Below are 15,261 nucleotides of genomic sequence, written 5' to 3' on the forward strand. Positions count from 1 at the left end.
CGATCGAATTGCCAGTCATCATCGCGAGCTACGCGGCCGCGCTGGCATCGAAATCGCTTGGCTGCACATCACAACTCCCAGGGTGACAACGATGGCGAAGATTCCTCCCGGCGTCGGTCCGCGCTTTCCGCAAGTGGTGGTGCTGGTGGGCGCGACCGGCGACCTGGCGCGGCGCAAGCTGCTGCCGGGCCTGTTCCACCTGTGCAGCACCGGCTTCATTCCGGGCTGCCGGATCATCGGCGTGTCGCTCGACGAAATGGATGTCGAGGCCTTTCGCAAGTCGGCACGTTCGGCGCTGGATGAATTCGGCAGCCGCAAGGTCACGCAGGCGGCGTGGGACGGCTTTGCCGCGACGCTCGACTATGTGCCGCTCTCGGCCGGCGCCTCGACGCTGCGCGAGGCGGTCGACCGTGCCGAGCAATCCCTCGGCGCCGAATGCCGGCGCCTGCATTACCTCAGCGTGCCGCCCAACGCGGCGCTGACCGTGGTGCGCATGCTGGGCGAGGCGGGGCTGGTGGAGCGCTCGCGCATCGTCATGGAAAAGCCCTTCGGCACCGACCTGAAGAGCGCGGTCACCCTCAACAGCAAGCTGCACGAGGTGTTCCAGGAGGAGCAGATCTTCCGCATCGACCACTTCCTCGGCAAGGAGCCGGCGCAGAACATCCTGGCCTTCCGCTTTGCCAACGGCCTGTTCGAGCCGATCTGGAACCGCAACTTCATCGACCATGTGCAGATCGACGTGCCCGAGACGCTGGGCCTGGGCAAGCGCGCCGGCTTCTACGAGCAGACCGGCGCGTACCGAGACATGGTGGTGACGCACCTGTTCCAGATCCTGGCCTTCATGGCGATGGAGCCGCCCACCGCGCTGGACCCGGCGCCGATCAGCGAGGAGAAGAACAAGGTCTTCCGCAGCATGGAGCCGATCCAGCCCGCCGACGTGGTGCGCGGCCAGTACAGCGGCTACCGCAACGAGGAAGGCGTGGACCCGGACTCCGACACCGAGACCTTCATCGCGCTGAAGTGCCACATCGACAACTGGCGCTGGGCCGGCGTGCCCTTCTACCTGCGCACCGGCAAGCGGCTGGCAGAGGGGCAGCGCATCATCTCGATCGCGTTTCGCGAGCCGCCCAAGAGCATGTTCCCGCCGGGTTCCGGCGTCGGCTCGCAAGGGCCGGATCACCTGACCTTCGACCTCGCGGATGCGTCGAAGATGTCGCTGTCTTTCTATGGCAAGCGGCCCGGGCCGGGCATGCGGCTGGACAAGCTGAGCCTGCAGTTCGCGATGCGCGACACCGGGCTGGCGGGAGAAGTGCTGGAGGCGTACGAGCGGCTGATCCTCGATGCGATGCGCGGGGATCGCACGCTGTTCACCACGGCGGAAGGCATCGAGCGCCTGTGGGAGGTGTCGACGCACCTGCTCGAATCACCGCCGCCAGTGCGGCTCTACGAACAGGGGTCATGGGGGCCGAAGCCTGTGCACCAGTTGATCGCGCCGCACGCGTGGCGGCTGCCCTTCGAGCGGGCTTGGCGGGATCCGAACAAGGCGGGCAGTTGACGGCCCGGGCTTCCTAGAGCTCCAGCACCAGCCGTCCGTCGCAGGCGCGCGAGCAGCAGGCCATCATCTTCGTGCCGGCCTCGCGCTCGGCGCGCGTGAGCACGACGTCGCGGTGGTCGACCTTGCCGGCCAGCACACGCACCTCGCAGGAGCCGCAGAGGCCTTCCTCGCAATCGCTCTGGACGTCGATGTTGGCGGCGCGCAGCGCGCTCAGGACGGTCTGGTCGGCGCGCACGGGGACGGTGATGCCGGAGTCCTTCAGCTCGACCTCGAAGGCATGCTCTTGTGACGGGTCGAGCGTGCCCAGCGTCGATTCGAAGTGCTCGACGTGCAATGCGTCCTCAGGCCAATGGGCGCAATGCGCCTCCAGTGCCTTGAGCATGCGCACCGGGCCGCAGGCGTAGACCTGCGTGTCGGCATCCGGCGTGGCGAGCAGCGCGGCCAGGTCGTTGCGCTGTCCCTCGCTGCTGGCATGGACTTGCAGGCGCTCGCCATGCAATGCAGACAGTTCGTCGAGGAAAGCCATCGTCTCGCGCGAGCGCCCGCTGTAGTGCAACTCATAGTCGATGCCCAGTTCCTTCGCACGCCGCGCCATCGCGCTGACCGGCGTGATGCCGATGCCGCCGGCGATGAAGATCGCCTTGCGGGTGGATTCGTCGAGGTGGAAGTGGTTGCGCGGGCCGCGAATCTTGAGCTTGTCGCCTGCCTTCACATGGGCGTGCACCCATTCCGAGCCGCCTCGACCGGCGGGCTCTCGCAGCACCGCGATCTCCAGCGCATGCGCATCGGCCGGGTCGCCGCACAGCGAGTACTGGCGCGACAGGTCCGGGTGACCGCATTCGATGTCGATGTGCGAGCCAGCGGCCCAACGCGGCATGGCGCGGCCGTCGGGCGCCACTAGGCGCAGCTTGACGATGCCCTCGGCCACCGGCGTCACGCTTTCCACGACCACCGGCCGCGTGATCGCGCCTTTCGACGGCTCGCCGATGCGCACCGGCACGGGCTCGTCGACATGGCGCAGCGCAGGCTGTGTGCGCTCCGGATTCTGATTCGGATCCCACTCGACCCACAGGTGCTCCGGCCCGCGGAACGAGGTGTTGGGCACATAGCTGAATTTCTGCGGCGCGAGCCGCATGTGCGGCAGCCGCCGCGCGAACTCCTCCAGGAAGATCTGCATCTCCATGCGTGCCAGGTTCTTGCCCATGCACTGGTGCGAGCCGTAGCCGAAGGTCAGGTGGTCGCTGGCGTTGTCGCGGCGGATATCGAACAGGTCGGCATCGGCGAAATGACCTTCGTCATGGTTGGCCGACGAAGTGACGATGAGCAGCTTGGAACCGGCCGGCAGGTCCACGCCGCCGACCTGCGCGTCCGACGTGACGATGCGCCGCCAGGCCGCGACCGAGCCGTTGTGGCGCAGGCACTCTTCCACCGCGTTCGGGATCAGGCTGGGGTCTTCGCAAACCTCGCGCCACACGTCGGGATGTTGCAGCAGCAGCTTCATCGCGTTGGCCGTGGCATTGGCCGTGGTCTCGTGCGCGGCGACGATGCCGGCCATCATCATCGAATGCAGGTAGGAGTCGGTGACCACCTCGGGCAGCTCACGCTGGCGGCGCAGGCCGTACTGCATCCAGCCGCCGCCCTCGGGGTTCTCGCGCATCTTGTCCAGCACCTTGCCGGCGTATTGCCAGAAGTTGCCGACGGCATGCGCCACCGCGACCTGCTCCTCCGGCTTGGGGCGGCCCCAGGTGTTGACGGTGTGCGCGATCGAGTACTTGCGCAGCGTGTCCATGTCTTCCTCGGGCACGCCGAGGAAATGCAGCGCGACAGTCAGCGGGATCTCCCACAGCATCTGGTCGACCAGGTCGGCCCGGCCGTCGTCGATGAAGCGGTCGACGTATTCGCGCGCCAGTTCGCGCACCATCGGCTCGTGGTGCTTGAGTTCCTCGGGGATGAAGGAATGCATCAGAGCGCGGCGGCGCGGCATGTGGGCGGGCTCGTCCTCGTTGACCAGCGTGCGGTTCAGCGCGAAGCCGTAGGAAGCCAGCACGGCGTTGGCTTCCTCGCCGGTGGGCGTGATCTTCTCCAGCGCAATGGCCGGGCTGAAGGTGATGTTGTCGCGGAAGATGGCCTTGATGTCGTCGTAGCGCGTGACGACCCAGTAATTGAGCTTGGGGCTCCAGAAGATCGGCTCCTGCTCGCGCGCCCAGCGAACGTATTCAGGCGGGTCTTGCTGGTAGCCGTCCTCGAAGGGATCGAAGTCGGCGGCGCGCTGGCTGACCGGGCAGCCGGTGGGCGTGCGCTCGGATGACAGCGGGCCGTGGGCCACGGGGCAGCCGCCGGTGCGGCGCGCGGTGTCGACTTCGACCGGGTTCATCGTTGTGCCTTCAGTCGAGCGAGATGTTGAGGTCGCGAATCAGCTTCTGCCACTTGGCCTGTTCCGTCTTGAGCAGCGCAGCGAACTGTTGCGGCGTGTCGCCGACCGGCTCCACGCCGAAGTCGATCAGGCGCTTGCTCACGGCCGGATCCTTGATGGCCGCGACCACCTGCTTGTTGAGCGCGGCGATGGTGTCGGCCGGCGTGGCAGCAGGCACCACCATGCCGACGATCGCGGCCGCCTCGACGTTCTTGAAGCCAAGCTCCGCGAAGGTGGGAACGTCCGGCAGTTGCGGCAGGCGCGTGGCATTGGCCACGGCCAGCGGCTTGATCTTGCCGCCCTTGATGAAGCCGGCGCCCGAAGCCAGGTCGATCATCATCGCCGGCACCTGGCCGCCCGCCAGGTCGGCCAACGCGGGCGCGGCGCCCTTGTAGGGCACGTGGGTCATGGCCAGCCCGGTTTCCGACTTCAGCAGTTCCATGGCCAGGTGGTGCGGGCTGCCTGCGCCAGCCGATGCGTAGTTGATGCCGCCGGCCTTGGCCTTGGCCTCCGCGATGAAGTCCTTCGCATTGGTCGCCTGCGTGCCGGGGCCGACGACCAGGATCATCGGGAAGCGCCCCATCAGGGAGACGGGCGCCAGGTCCTTGGTCGGGTTGTAGCTGAGTGTCTTGTAGAGGACGGGGTTGAACACCAGCGTGCCGTTGTCGGCAGACAGCACCGTGTAGCCATCCGGGGCCGACCGTGCCACGTCCGACGCGGCGATGGCCGTGTTGCCGCCCGGCTTGTTGTCGACCAACACCGGCTGCTTGATCTGGACGGACAAGGCCTGGCCGATGGTGCGCGCCAGGAAGTCCGATCCGCCACCCGCCGGGTAGGGCACGACCCAGCGGATCGACTTGGCAGGATAGGTCTGCGCCATCGCGTTGGAGGTGGCGAGCAGGGGAAGGGCCAGCAGGCAGGCGGTCAACAGCTTCTTCATCGGGGGTCTCCTGAGTTTTGTGAATGAACCCCGGGGCCGACCGACGCCATATCGATGCGAGAGGGGTATGTACGAATAGCGTAAGTTTGATACGCAATGCGTAATTGCGATTTGGTGTTTACCCTTCCATCCCATGTCAGACCTGTCCTCCGCCCCCAACCGCCGCCAGCGTGTGCAATCCGCCGAAACCGGCATGGCCGTGCTGAAAGGGCTGGCGCGCATGGGCGGCCGCGCCAGCCTGACTGCGCTGGCCTTGCATGTCGACGAAAGCCCGGCCAAGGTGCACCGCTACCTGGCCAGCCTGATGGAAGAAGGCCTGGTCGCACAGGACGCCGGCTCGCAGCACTACCACCTGGGCGCGGAAGCCATCCAGATCGGACTCGCCGCGATGCGCCAGGCCGACCCGATCCGCGTGGCCGAGCCCTCGCTGATCCGCTTGCGCGAGAGCCTGGAAGTCACTTGCTTCGTCGCCGTGATGGGCAACAAGGGGCCGACCATCGTTCGCTTCGAGGAACCGGGATTGCCGGTGACGGTGAACGTGCGCGTCGGCTCGGTGATGTCGATGCTGTGGTCGGCCACCGGGCGGGTGTTCCTGGGCTTGCTGGACGGCTCGCGCGTGCGGGCGCTGGCGCAGGAGGAATGGGCCGCGGCCTCGGCTGAAATGCGCGCGATGCTGGACGCCACGGATCCGATCGGGCAGGTGTGCGAGGAGTTGCAGCGGCACCAGTGCGCCACGGTGCGCGACACCTACCAGCGCGGCATCAGCGCCGTGGCGGCGCCGGTGTACGACCATGCCGGGCATGTGTGCGCGGTGCTGACGGCCCTGGGCGCGACGGGTGGCTTCGACCCGTCGGTCGACGGCGTGATTGCGACGGCGGTGCGGCGCGAGGCGGCCGCGGCGAGCGCGCTGCTGGGCGGCGAACGCTTCGTCGTCGTCAGCGCACCGTGAGTGCGCGGTAGACCTTGCCGAGCTGGGCCGGCAGGGCGGTGACGTCGTCGATGACGAGGTAGCGGTCGGGCGCGCACATGGTGCGCAGGTAGTCGTGGCCGGCCGGGTCGATGGCGATGCAGAAGGTGTCGATGCCGGCTTGCCCGGCCTCGCGCAGTGCGCGGGCGGTGTCGTGAATGCCGTAGCTCGCATCGACCTGCACGGGGCCGTAGTCGCTGTCCTGCGGATAGCCATCGGACACGACGATGAGCACGCGCGTAGCGGCCGGTTCGCGCGCCAGTCGCATCGTTGCATGGCGGATGGCCGCCCCGGTGCGCGTGGCGCCCATCGGCTGCATCGCGGCGAGCGCGGCGGCAGTGCGTGCGGACCACGGGTCGTCGAAGGCCTTGGCCACGTGGAAAGCGACGTTGTGCCGCCCTTCCCCTGAAAATCCGTAGACCGCATGCCGGTCGCCCAGTTCGTGCAGCGCATCGCACATCAGGCCGAGCGCATCGGCGGCGATGTCGATCACGCGCCGGCGCGCGGGGCGCTGCGCGGCGGGGGTGGCGACGCGGCCTTGGTAGAGGTAGTCATCGTCGTCATCGTCTTCGCATGCGGCCTGTACCTCTGGATCGGGGACGAGGAAGCCGGTCGAGCCGCTCATGTCGACCAGGAACGCTGCGCACACGTCTCGGCGCGGTTGCTGCGCGGCGATGAACACGCGGCCCTCTGCGAGACGGCCGGCGCGGCGCTCGACCGCTTCCGCGATGGCGGCATCGATGTCGACCTCGTCGCCGTCGAAGCGATGATGCACGCGCTGGCGGAAGGCCGGGCGGATGGCCGCGAACTGGCGGCGCACCTCGCTGCGCAAGGCGGCATGCCGCTCGCGCAGGTCGTGCAGGAAGCGCATGTCCTCGCCGCGCAGGCGCTGCTCGCGGACCTGGCACCAGTCGGGAAGGTAGCGACGGGCGATGCTGTCCCATTCGTCATGGAAGTAGCTGTGGGTGGCGGCTGCGCTGGACGATGGCGGGGCGCTCGTCGCAGGTCGCTGTGCTTCCACGCGCGGCCCCGCCTCCGCCGCATCCATGCTGAAGGCCAGCGCCGCGCTCCAGCCGCCGTCACCGGCATGGCCAGCGGTGCTTTCGCCGTCGGGCGCGTCGGCGTCCGCGCGGCCGGCGGGGAGACCATCGACCGATGGCAGGCCGCCCTGCAGCGGAGCGTGCCGCGCCACTCGCCTGCGTCGCACCTCCGCATCGAGCAAGGCGCAGATGGCCGCCGTGGCGCGCAGGCTGTCGCCTGCGCCGGCGGCGTCGGCCCGGACCGTGGCTGCGAGGTCGAGGATGCGATGCAGCAAGGGACCGCCCCGCAGCCCCGCGCGATCGGCGCCGAGCGTGAAGCGGGCGAGTCCATCGATGAGCACATGCATCGGCCTCACCGCATCGAGCACCTGGTTGTGCCATGGCCCTTGGGCGTCGACTCCGGGGCCGCGCCGACGTGCCAAGGCATGCGCCCGGACACGCCGCAAGTCATCCAACGCGCCTGGATAGAGCCGTTCGATCACGCTGTCGATGCGCAGTATCTCGAGCCAGCGGAAGACGCGCCGCGCGAGCGTCGGGCGCGGCCATCGATCGAACGCCGGCACCGCTTCGGCATCTTGCAGTTGGCGCAGCACGGCCACGCGACAGGCACCATGGTTCTCCCTCCGCGAGCCGAATGCGTCCGTTACCGCAGGCAAGCGAATCGCCCGCGCGTCGGATGCGCCCTCGCCTTGCACTTGCACGGCCCGCGCCCGGCCATCCAGCGCTTGCGCGAAGAGCGCCATCGCGCGGTGCACCTGCTCGAAGCGAACCGCGTGCGCCGCACCGAGTTCGCTCATGGCAACAGAACGTCGACGATGTCCGCCACTGCCTGCTGCACATCCGCCTCATCGCTGATCGCGTGCGTGATCGCGATGTCGCAGGCACGCCGTGGCGCGATGCCGCCGGCAATCAACTGCCCGGTGTAGACCAGCAGGCGCGTGCTCACGCCATCCGCCAGGCCATGCTCGCGCAGCGCACGCACCTTGTCGCCGATGGTCGCGAGCCGATGGGCCATCGCGGCGTCGACTCCGCTTTCGTGCGCGACGATGGTCGCTTCGACCTCGACCGCCGGGTAGTGGAACTCCAGGCTCACGAAGCGCTGGCGCGTCGACGGCTTCAAATCCTTCAGGCTGCTCTGGTAGCCGGGGTTGTAGGAGATGACGAGCAGGAAATCGGGATGCGCCTCGAGCAGTTCGCCGGTCTTCTCGATCGGCAGCACGCGGCGATGGTCAGTCAGCGGGTGGATGACAACCGTCGTGTCCTTGCGCGCCTCCACCACTTCATCGAGGTAGCAGATCGCACCGGTGCGCACGGCCCGGGTCAATGGGCCATCGGTCCAGACAGTGCTGTCGGCCGAGAGCAGGTAGCGCCCGACAAGGTCATTGGCCGTGAGGTCTTCATGGCAAGCGACTGTGACCAGCGGTTGGCCCGACAAGCGCCAGGCCATGTGCTCGATGAAGCGCGTCTTGCCGCAACCGGTCGGGCCCTTCAGCAGCACCGGCAGGCGCGCACGCCAGGCCGCCTCGAACACCTGCACCTCGTCGCCGACCGGCAGGTACCAGGGTTCGCTGGCAACCATCGCTCAGTCCGCAGCGACCTCGAGCATCAGCTTCCCGAAGTTCTCCCCCGCGAACAGCTTGTTCAGCGCCTCGGGGAAGGTGTCGATGCCCTTCACCGTGTCTTCCTTGCTCTTCATGCGGCCGTCCTTGAGGTAGCCGGCCATCTCGGCGATGGCGATGTGATAGCGATCGGCATAGTCGAATACGACGATGCCTTCCATGCGTGCGCGGTTCACCAGCAGGCTCAGGTAGTTGCGCGGGCCGGTGGCCGGCATGCTGTTGGCGTTGTTGTACTGGCTGATGGCGCCGCAGATGATGATGCGTGCCTTGCGCGCCAGCTTGGCCAGCACCTGGTCGAGGATGTCGCCGCCGACGTTGTCGAAGTAGATGTCCACGCCCTTGGGGCAGTGTTCCTTCAGGCCCGCGCGCACCGCGCCCTCGCCGGCCTTGTAGTCGATGCAGGCGTCGAAGCCCAGTTCCTTCACCACCCAGTCGCACTTGGCCGCGCCGCCCGCGATGCCGACCACGCGGCAACCCTTGATCTTGGCCAGTTGCCCCACGGTCTGGCCGACCGCGCCGGCCGCGCCGGAGATGACGACCGTCTCGCCCGGCTTCGGCTGGCCCACGTCCATAAGGCCGAAATACCCGGTCATGCCCGGCATGCCGAGCACATTGAGCCACTGGCCGATCGTGCCGGCGCGCAGGTCGATCTTGACCAGGCCGTTGCGCTTGATCTGGTCCTGCTCGATCAGCATGTACTCCTGCACGCCGAGCGTTCCGTAGACCGTGTCGCCGACCGCGAAGGCCGGGTTCTTCGACGCGACCACGCGGCCGACGCCGCCGGCGCGCATGACCTCGCCAATGGCGACGGGCGGGATGTAGCTCTTGGCATCGTTGAGCCAGCCGCGCATGGCCGGGTCGAGTGACAAGGTCAGCGTCTTGACCAGCACGCCGCCTTCGGCCGGCTCGCCCACCGGCTCGGTGGTGAAGTTCCAGTGCTCGCGCGTGGCGGTGGTTTCGGGGCGCTTGGCCAGGCGGACCTGGCGGTTGGTGAGCGAGGTGGCGGACATGGCGTCTCCTTGGGGAATTTCGTGATGGAGTGGCATGCTAGCCGGGGTATACGACGAGTGGCGTAGCGCGTGCGACAACCGGCGTGGGCACAATGGCCCGATGAACGCATTCGCCCAAGCCCGGATCCAGACCCTCGGCGAAGAAATCGCCAATGCGGTGAGCCACGGCCTCGGACTGTTGCTGGCGATGGCCTCGCTGCCGATCCTGGTCTATCACGCGGCGGCGAATGGCCAGGCCGCCAACGTGGTCGGCGCCTCGCTGTTCGCCGGCACGGCCATCGTGCTGTACCTGGTCTCGACGCTGTACCACGCGCTGCCGGCCGGCCGCGCCAAGGTGCTGCTGAACCGGCTGGATCACGCCGCCATCTATCTCTTCATCGCCGGCAGTTACATGCCCTTCCTGCTGGGCGTGCTGCGCGGGCCGGTGGGCTGGGCGCTGTTCGCCGCCGTCACTGCGGCCGCGGTGTTGGGCGTGGGCGCGAAGCTGTTCGACCGGCTCAAGCATCCGCTGTGGTCCACCGGGCTCTATGTCGCGATGGGATGGATGGCGTTGATCGCCGCCGTGCCGCTGTACGAGCGCATGGCGCCGGCCGGGCTGGGCTGGCTGGTCGCGGGCGGGCTGGCGTACACCGCGGGTGCCGTGGTGTTCCTGCTGGACTCGAAGCTGCGCTATGCGCACTTCGTGTGGCATCTGTTCGTGCTGGCGGGCAGCACCTGCCACTTCTTTGCGGCGCTCTGGCACGCCTATTGAAGCGGGTCCGGACCGGCGGCGGCGCGATGGCCTTCGACGGGATCACACCAGCCGAACGGTGACCGCCAGGCCCGGATGCGCATTGCGCACCTCCAGCGTGCCGCCATGCGCTTCGGCCACCAGCCGGCACAGGTACATGCCGAGACCCACGCCGCCGGTGGCGCGTTGCCGCGCGCTGTCGGTGCGATAGAACGGCTCGGTCAGGCGCTCGAGTTGCGCATCATCGACGCCGGGACCGAAGTCGCGCACTTCGAGTCGCACGCCCTGCCCCTCTCCATGCAACGACAACCGAGGCGGATGCGGCGCGCCCGCGCTGTAGCGCAAGGCGTTGTCGAGCAGGTTGCGCACCAGCAGGCGCACGCGCGTGCGGTCGAGCGGGCGTGGCGGCAGGGCATCGGCCAGATCGAGCGCGATCGCCTTCCCATCCGGCAACTCCGCCACGACCTCACGGACCAGCGCGGCCAGGTCGATCGGTTCACGCTGCAAGGCGGCATGCGGGCTCGCCAGGCGCTCGCTTTCGAGCAGGTCGCTGATGAGGTCGCGCATCTCGTTCAGGTCGCGCAGCAGTGCATCGCGCTCGGCGGCGCCCTCGGGCGTCTCGGGCAGCAGTTCGGCGTTCAGCCGCGCTCGCGTGAGCGGCGAGCGCAACTCGTGGCTCAGCGCCAGCAGCAGCGCGCGCTTGGCATCGAGCATGCCCTGGATGTCGTGCGCCATCGTGTTGATGCGCTGCGCCAGGTCGCCGAGATCGTCCCCGCGCCGCACGGGAATGGGCTCGGCGAAATCGCCACGCCCGAAGCGCTCCGCGCCCAGACGGATGTCGATGAGCGGCCGAAGCAAACGGCTCACGGCCGCATAGACCAGCAGCACCAACACCAGCAACGCCGCCAGCGTGAGCCAGCCGACGGCATGCGGCGCACCCTCCCAGATGCGCGGCGCCCAGCCGAACACGATGCGGTGGCCATCGGCGGTGGGCCGCACGAACCAGCGGTCTTGCGACAGTTCTCGCTCTCGCCGCCACGGGCCGGTCTTCTGGTCGGGGTGCGAATCCCAGTTCACGGTCGGGCCCGTGATGCGGATGGTGATGGGCAGCCGCTCCGTCAGCGCCTTGGCGCGTGCCACGTCCGGCGGCGAGCCGATCTCGGCGGCGAGGCGGTCGACATAGTCGGTGAGCATCGGCCGCGCGGCATCGGCCCAGCCGCTGGAGAAGGACTTCTGCATGCCGCCGATGAACACCCCCGCCATGAGCAGCGCCAGCACGAGAAACCACATCACGAGCCGCACGCGCAGGGAGCGCCGCCAGCGCCGCCTGCCGCCATGCACGCGGTGTCTCACGCGCCCTCGCCCCGCGCAACGGCCAAGGTGTAGCCGGCGTTGCGCAGCGTCTTGATGCAGTCCAGCGGCTCGAGCTTCTTGCGCAGCCGGCTCACGACGATGTCCACGGCGCGGGTGTAAAGGTCCGCCTCGTGCCCGCGCAAGCGGTTGAGGATGTCGTCGCGGCTGAACACCTTGCCGGGCTCGGCGGCCAGCAGCGCGAGCAATTCGAATTCGGTGCCGGTGAGTTCGACACGATTGCCTTGGCGCATGACTTCGCGGCGGTCCAGGTCGATCGTCAATCCGTCAAACACATGGCGCTGCGCCGAGGCACCAGCTGGCGCGACCGGTCGCACGCGCTGCCGCCGCAGGATCGTCTGCACACGCGCCACCAATTCGCGCGGCTCGAAAGGCTTGGGCAGGTAGTCGTCCGCGCCCAACTCAAGGCCCACCACGCGATCCATCACCTCGCCGCGCGCGGTCAGCATCACGATCGGGATGTCGCTCTCGGTGCGGATCTGCCGGCACAGCGCGAAGCCGTCCATCTCCGGCAGCATCACGTCGAGGATGGCCGCGTCGTAGTCGCCTGCGCGCAGCTTGGCCAGGCCTTCGCTCGGCCGCGTGGCGCTGTCCAGCGCGCAGTCGAAGCGCGCGAAGTAGGTGGCCAGCGGCGCAGCCAGGTGCTCGTCGTCGTCGATCAGGAGGATGCGCGGCATGCCCGGATTGTGACGGCCCACCGGCATCGGCATCGGCATCGCGCGCCGCGCTTCACCAGGCATCGCGCGCACCGACCTGCCCGAGGTGCGTGGCGCCGAAGCCGCTCCCGTACTTGAGGCCGTAGCCCAGCAGCCGGTCGAAACCGATGTGCGCGAGCCAGATCAGCCCGCCGGCCAGCACCACCGGCTGCGCCCCGAGGACACCCAGCGCAATCAACGCGGCCGGCCCGAGCGTCGAATGCGCGGCGTTGTAGATCGCCGCACCGCTGCGCGCGCCGGCCAGGTAGCCGAACAGCGACAGGTCCGGCACCAGGAACCACAGTGCGAACGCACTCCAGCCCGCGCCGAACTGGTCGTAGGCGACGAGCGCGCCGGCCAGCAGCACCGCGCCTTCGAGCCGCAACAGTGCACGCACGCCGCCGCGCGCGGCGTCCGGCAGGATCGGCGCGACCGTGGTCACGCGATCCCGCTGCCCGGCGCGGCGCCAGAGGCGCGCCGCGTCGAAGCCCGCAGCCTCAGCCACGATGACCCCAGCGACGCCCGCGGTCCATGAACTCGCGCACCTTCTGCTGCTGCGTCGGGTTCAGGTTGTCGAAGAAGTCGGCCGCCGCGGCAATGACCTCCGGGCTGCCCGCGCGCACTGCGGCGGTCTTCTCGTCGACCAGCTTGCCGGCTCCGGCCTGGTCCAGCTTGTCACCCGCGAACAGCGCCTTGAACTGCGACCGCGGATCGCCATTGCCGCGCATCGCCATGCGCTGCGCGTGCAGCTTCTCGGCCAGCACGTTGAGCTTCTGCTTCTGCGTGCTGTCGAGCTCGAGCTTGCTGCTGACGCGCTCGACCACCTTGGCGCGGAACTCGGCCGAATCGCCTTCGCCCCAGTGACGATGCGCCGCGCATCCTGCGATGCTGCCGACGACCAGCGCGCCGCCGAAGAGGCCGAAAAGAGAGCGTTTGATCCAGTGCTTCATGTGACTTCCCGTGTGTGTGAATGAGGAAGCCCAATGGTGCGAGCGACGCGCCACGCAGTCCTTTCGCTGCCGTATCGCTGTGTTTCGTTTTATTGCGACGCGAGCGTCGTGTCGCGCAAGCTCAGCGCGCCAGCAAAGTTGCCGGGCTGTCCGACTCGAGCACCTCTTGCGCCCAAGGCACCAGCTTGGTGGTGTCGGCGCGCAGCACCTCCTGCTTCACGGTCAGGATCTGCGACGGATGCATCGAGAAGCTGCGCAACCCGAGGCCCAGCAGCAGCCGCGTGAACTGCGGGTCGCCTGCCATCTCGCCACACACGCTCACACCCTTGCCCTGGCGCCTGCACTCAGCGATCGTGTCGGCCACCAGCTTGAGCACCGCCGGGTGCGCCGGGTCGTAGAGGTGCGCCACGGCCTCGTCGGTGCGGTCGATGGCCAGCGTGTACTGGATCAGGTCATTCGTGCCGATCGACAGGAAGTCGAAGTACTTCAGGAAGGTCTTCAGCGTGAGCGCGGCCGCCGGAATCTCGATCATCGCGCCGAGCTTGACGTTGCCGTGCACCACGCCACGGTTGTCGAGTTCCGCGCGTGCGAAGTCGATCAGCGACAGGGTCTGCCGGATTTCGCTCGCATGAGCCAGCATCGGAATGAGCAGGTGGATCTCGCCATGCGAGGCCGCGCGCAGGATCGCGCGCAGCTGCGTGAGGAACATCGCCGGATCGGCCAGGCTCCAGCGGATCGCGCGCAGGCCGAGTGCCGGATTCAGGTGCTCCTGCTTGCTGGCCGACTTGCCATCGAGCGGCTTGTCCGCCCCCACGTCGATGGTGCGGATCGTGACCGGCATGCCCTGCATGCCCTCGACCGCGCGCTTGTAGGCCTGGTACTGCTCTTCCTCGTCGGGCAGCCGGGTCTGGCGCGGCGTCTCGCGCCCCATGAACAGGAACTCGCTTCGGAACAGCCCCACGCCGACGGCGCCGGCCTTGACCGCGCCCAGCGTGTCCTCCGGCATCTCGATGTTGGCCAGCAGGTCGACCCGCTCGCCGTCCAGCGTCACGGCCGGCTTGTGGCGCAGCCGCGAAAGCCGCCCGCGCTCCAGGTCGCCCTGGCGCTGCTTGAAGCCGTATTCGGCCAGGATGATCGGCGACGGGTCGACGATCACCACGCCGGCATCGCCGTCGATGATGACCCAGTCGTCCTGCCGCACCAGCTGGCTCGCAGTGCGCGCGCCGACCACCGCCGGAATGTCCATGCTGCGCGCCACGATCGCGGTGTGCGAAGTGCGCCCGCCCACGTCGGTGACGAAGCCGGCGAACACGCTCTTCTTGAACTGCAGCATGTCGGCCGGCGACAGGTCGTGCGCGATCAGCACCAACGGCACGTCGATCCCATCGCCCGCCGTCGGGTCGTCCTCGCCGTCCTCGCTACCGGTCGACCGCTTGCGCCGCGGCGGCGTCGGCGCCAACACGGCCGCCGTGCCTTTCATCCGGTGCAACAGGCGCTCCACCACCTGCTCGAGGTCGGCCTTGCGCTCGCGCAGGTACTCGTCCTCCATCTCGTCGAACTGCCGCGCGATGATCTCCAGCTGCGTGGTCAACGCCCATTCCGCGTTGTAGAGCCGCTCGGTGATCCAGTGCTTGACGCCATCGGTGAGCGCCTCGTCCTGCAGCAGCATCTGGTGCACTTCGAGCAAAGCCGACAGTTCATGCGGCGCTTCCTTTGGCCCCATCTGGGCGATGTTGGCCTGCAGCTTGATCAGTTCCTCGGCCACGGCCTTGCGCGCGGTGCGCAGGCGGCCGATCTCGGTCTCGACTTCTTCCGGCTTGATGAAGTAGTGGGCAACGTCGATCCGGCTCGACACGACCAGCACGGCCCGTCCGATCGCGATGCCGCGAGCGACCGGGAGACCGTGGACCGCGAACGTCATAGCCCGGCGCCGGGCCGCTCCAGGCCGGCCGCGCCCCAGCGAGGGCCGGC

The 15,261-nt window shown here is 68.4% G+C and carries 13 protein-coding genes; 3 read left to right on the forward strand and 10 right to left on the reverse strand.

What is annotated here, in order from left to right; translation table 11 throughout:
* Positions 1–91 precede the first annotated feature (91 nt).
* Positions 92–1,555 (forward strand): glucose-6-phosphate dehydrogenase, encoded by a 1,464-nt coding sequence (gene zwf, locus WKW79_RS30870; RefSeq protein ID WP_340339057.1) that lies wholly within the window; start codon positions 92–94, stop codon positions 1,553–1,555.
* A 13-nt stretch (positions 1,556–1,568) separates the two neighbouring features.
* Here the strand turns inward: zwf and WKW79_RS30875 are convergent, their stop codons facing one another.
* Together WKW79_RS30875 and WKW79_RS30880 are read right to left on the reverse strand one after the other, a co-directional pair.
* The gene (locus WKW79_RS30875) at positions 1,569–3,929 is read right to left on the reverse strand and encodes a cytochrome P450/oxidoreductase (RefSeq protein ID WP_340339058.1); all 2,361 of its coding nucleotides are present in this window, start codon (positions 3,927–3,929) and stop codon (positions 1,569–1,571) included.
* A gap of 10 nt (positions 3,930–3,939) precedes the next feature.
* Positions 3,940–4,908, reverse strand: a complete 969-nt coding sequence (locus tag WKW79_RS30880) for a Bug family tripartite tricarboxylate transporter substrate binding protein (RefSeq protein WP_340339059.1) — start codon at positions 4,906–4,908, stop codon at positions 3,940–3,942.
* A gap of 133 nt (positions 4,909–5,041) precedes the next feature.
* Between WKW79_RS30880 and WKW79_RS30885 the strand changes: the two genes are divergently transcribed.
* Positions 5,042–5,857 carry an IclR family transcriptional regulator gene (locus tag WKW79_RS30885; protein WP_340339060.1) on the forward strand — a complete coding sequence of 272 codons (816 nt, stop codon included), beginning with the start codon at positions 5,042–5,044 and terminating at the stop codon, positions 5,855–5,857.
* On the opposite strand, the gene WKW79_RS30890 is transcribed toward WKW79_RS30885, so the two are convergent.
* The 3 genes from WKW79_RS30890 to WKW79_RS30900 are packed head-to-tail and all read right to left on the reverse strand — an operon-like array spanning position 5,844 to position 9,544.
* The gene (locus tag WKW79_RS30890) at positions 5,844–7,712 is read right to left on the reverse strand and encodes a nitric oxide reductase activation protein NorD (protein WP_340339061.1); all 1,869 of its coding nucleotides are present in this window, start codon (positions 7,710–7,712) and stop codon (positions 5,844–5,846) included. The two genes, WKW79_RS30885 and WKW79_RS30890, sit on opposite strands and share 14 nt — an antisense overlap.
* Positions 7,709–8,494 (reverse strand): CbbQ/NirQ/NorQ/GpvN family protein, encoded by a 786-nt coding sequence (locus tag WKW79_RS30895; protein ID WP_340339062.1) that lies wholly within the window; start codon positions 8,492–8,494, stop codon positions 7,709–7,711. Before WKW79_RS30895 ends, WKW79_RS30890 begins: the two co-directional genes overlap by 4 nt.
* A gap of 3 nt (positions 8,495–8,497) precedes the next feature.
* Positions 8,498–9,544 carry an NADP-dependent oxidoreductase gene (locus WKW79_RS30900; protein WP_340339063.1) on the reverse strand — a complete coding sequence of 349 codons (1,047 nt, stop codon included), beginning with the start codon at positions 9,542–9,544 and terminating at the stop codon, positions 8,498–8,500.
* 100 nt (positions 9,545–9,644) lie between these two features.
* Here WKW79_RS30900 and trhA point away from each other — a divergent pair, with 100 nt between their 5' ends.
* A complete protein-coding gene (trhA, locus tag WKW79_RS30905) occupies positions 9,645–10,295 on the forward strand; it encodes a PAQR family membrane homeostasis protein TrhA (protein ID WP_340339064.1) in 651 nt (216 codons plus the stop codon).
* A 42-nt stretch (positions 10,296–10,337) separates the two neighbouring features.
* Here the strand turns inward: trhA and WKW79_RS30910 are convergent, their stop codons facing one another.
* The 5 genes from WKW79_RS30910 to ptsP form a co-directional block, all read right to left on the reverse strand.
* Positions 10,338–11,627, reverse strand: a complete 1,290-nt coding sequence (locus tag WKW79_RS30910) for a HAMP domain-containing sensor histidine kinase (RefSeq protein ID WP_340339065.1) — start codon at positions 11,625–11,627, stop codon at positions 10,338–10,340.
* Positions 11,624–12,322 (reverse strand): response regulator transcription factor, encoded by a 699-nt coding sequence (locus WKW79_RS30915; RefSeq protein WP_340339066.1) that lies wholly within the window; start codon positions 12,320–12,322, stop codon positions 11,624–11,626. Before WKW79_RS30915 ends, WKW79_RS30910 begins: the two co-directional genes overlap by 4 nt.
* A 52-nt stretch (positions 12,323–12,374) precedes the next feature.
* A complete protein-coding gene (locus WKW79_RS30920) occupies positions 12,375–12,845 on the reverse strand; it encodes a DUF4260 domain-containing protein (protein ID WP_340339067.1) in 471 nt (156 codons plus the stop codon).
* The gene (locus WKW79_RS30925; RefSeq protein ID WP_340339068.1) at positions 12,838–13,290 is read right to left on the reverse strand and encodes a Spy/CpxP family protein refolding chaperone; all 453 of its coding nucleotides are present in this window, start codon (positions 13,288–13,290) and stop codon (positions 12,838–12,840) included. The genes WKW79_RS30920 and WKW79_RS30925 overlap by 8 nt, the downstream gene beginning before the upstream one ends.
* A 121-nt stretch (positions 13,291–13,411) precedes the next feature.
* Positions 13,412–15,211: a phosphoenolpyruvate--protein phosphotransferase gene (gene ptsP, locus WKW79_RS30930; protein WP_340339069.1), complete on the reverse strand. Its 1,800-nt coding sequence runs from the start codon at positions 15,209–15,211 to the stop codon at positions 13,412–13,414.
* Positions 15,212–15,261: the final 50 nt, after the last annotated feature.

It is taken from the genome of Variovorax robiniae (assembly GCF_037889955.1).
Classification (GTDB): domain Bacteria; phylum Pseudomonadota; class Gammaproteobacteria; order Burkholderiales; family Burkholderiaceae_C; genus Variovorax; species Variovorax robiniae.

Excerpts from the sequence above, each read along its gene's own strand:
- zwf (WP_340339057.1), top strand. The coding sequence starts at position 92 with ATGGCGAAGATTCCTCCCGGCGTCGGTCCGCGCTTTCCGCAAGTGGTG.
- WKW79_RS30915 (WP_340339066.1), bottom strand. The coding sequence starts at position 12,322 with ATGCCGCGCATCCTCCTGATCGACGACGACGAGCACCTGGCTGCGCCG.
- WKW79_RS30900 (WP_340339063.1), bottom strand. The coding sequence starts at position 9,544 with ATGTCCGCCACCTCGCTCACCAACCGCCAGGTCCGCCTGGCCAAGCGC.
- WKW79_RS30880 (WP_340339059.1), bottom strand. The coding sequence starts at position 4,908 with ATGAAGAAGCTGTTGACCGCCTGCCTGCTGGCCCTTCCCCTGCTCGCC.
- ptsP (WP_340339069.1), bottom strand. The coding sequence starts at position 15,211 with ATGACGTTCGCGGTCCACGGTCTCCCGGTCGCTCGCGGCATCGCGATC.
- WKW79_RS30895 (WP_340339062.1), bottom strand. The coding sequence starts at position 8,494 with ATGGTTGCCAGCGAACCCTGGTACCTGCCGGTCGGCGACGAGGTGCAG.
- trhA (WP_340339064.1), top strand. The coding sequence starts at position 9,645 with ATGAACGCATTCGCCCAAGCCCGGATCCAGACCCTCGGCGAAGAAATC.
- WKW79_RS30925 (WP_340339068.1), bottom strand. The coding sequence starts at position 13,290 with ATGAAGCACTGGATCAAACGCTCTCTTTTCGGCCTCTTCGGCGGCGCG.
- WKW79_RS30890 (WP_340339061.1), bottom strand. The coding sequence starts at position 7,712 with ATGAGCGAACTCGGTGCGGCGCACGCGGTTCGCTTCGAGCAGGTGCAC.
- WKW79_RS30875 (WP_340339058.1), bottom strand. The coding sequence starts at position 3,929 with ATGAACCCGGTCGAAGTCGACACCGCGCGCCGCACCGGCGGCTGCCCC.
- WKW79_RS30885 (WP_340339060.1), top strand. The coding sequence starts at position 5,042 with ATGTCAGACCTGTCCTCCGCCCCCAACCGCCGCCAGCGTGTGCAATCC.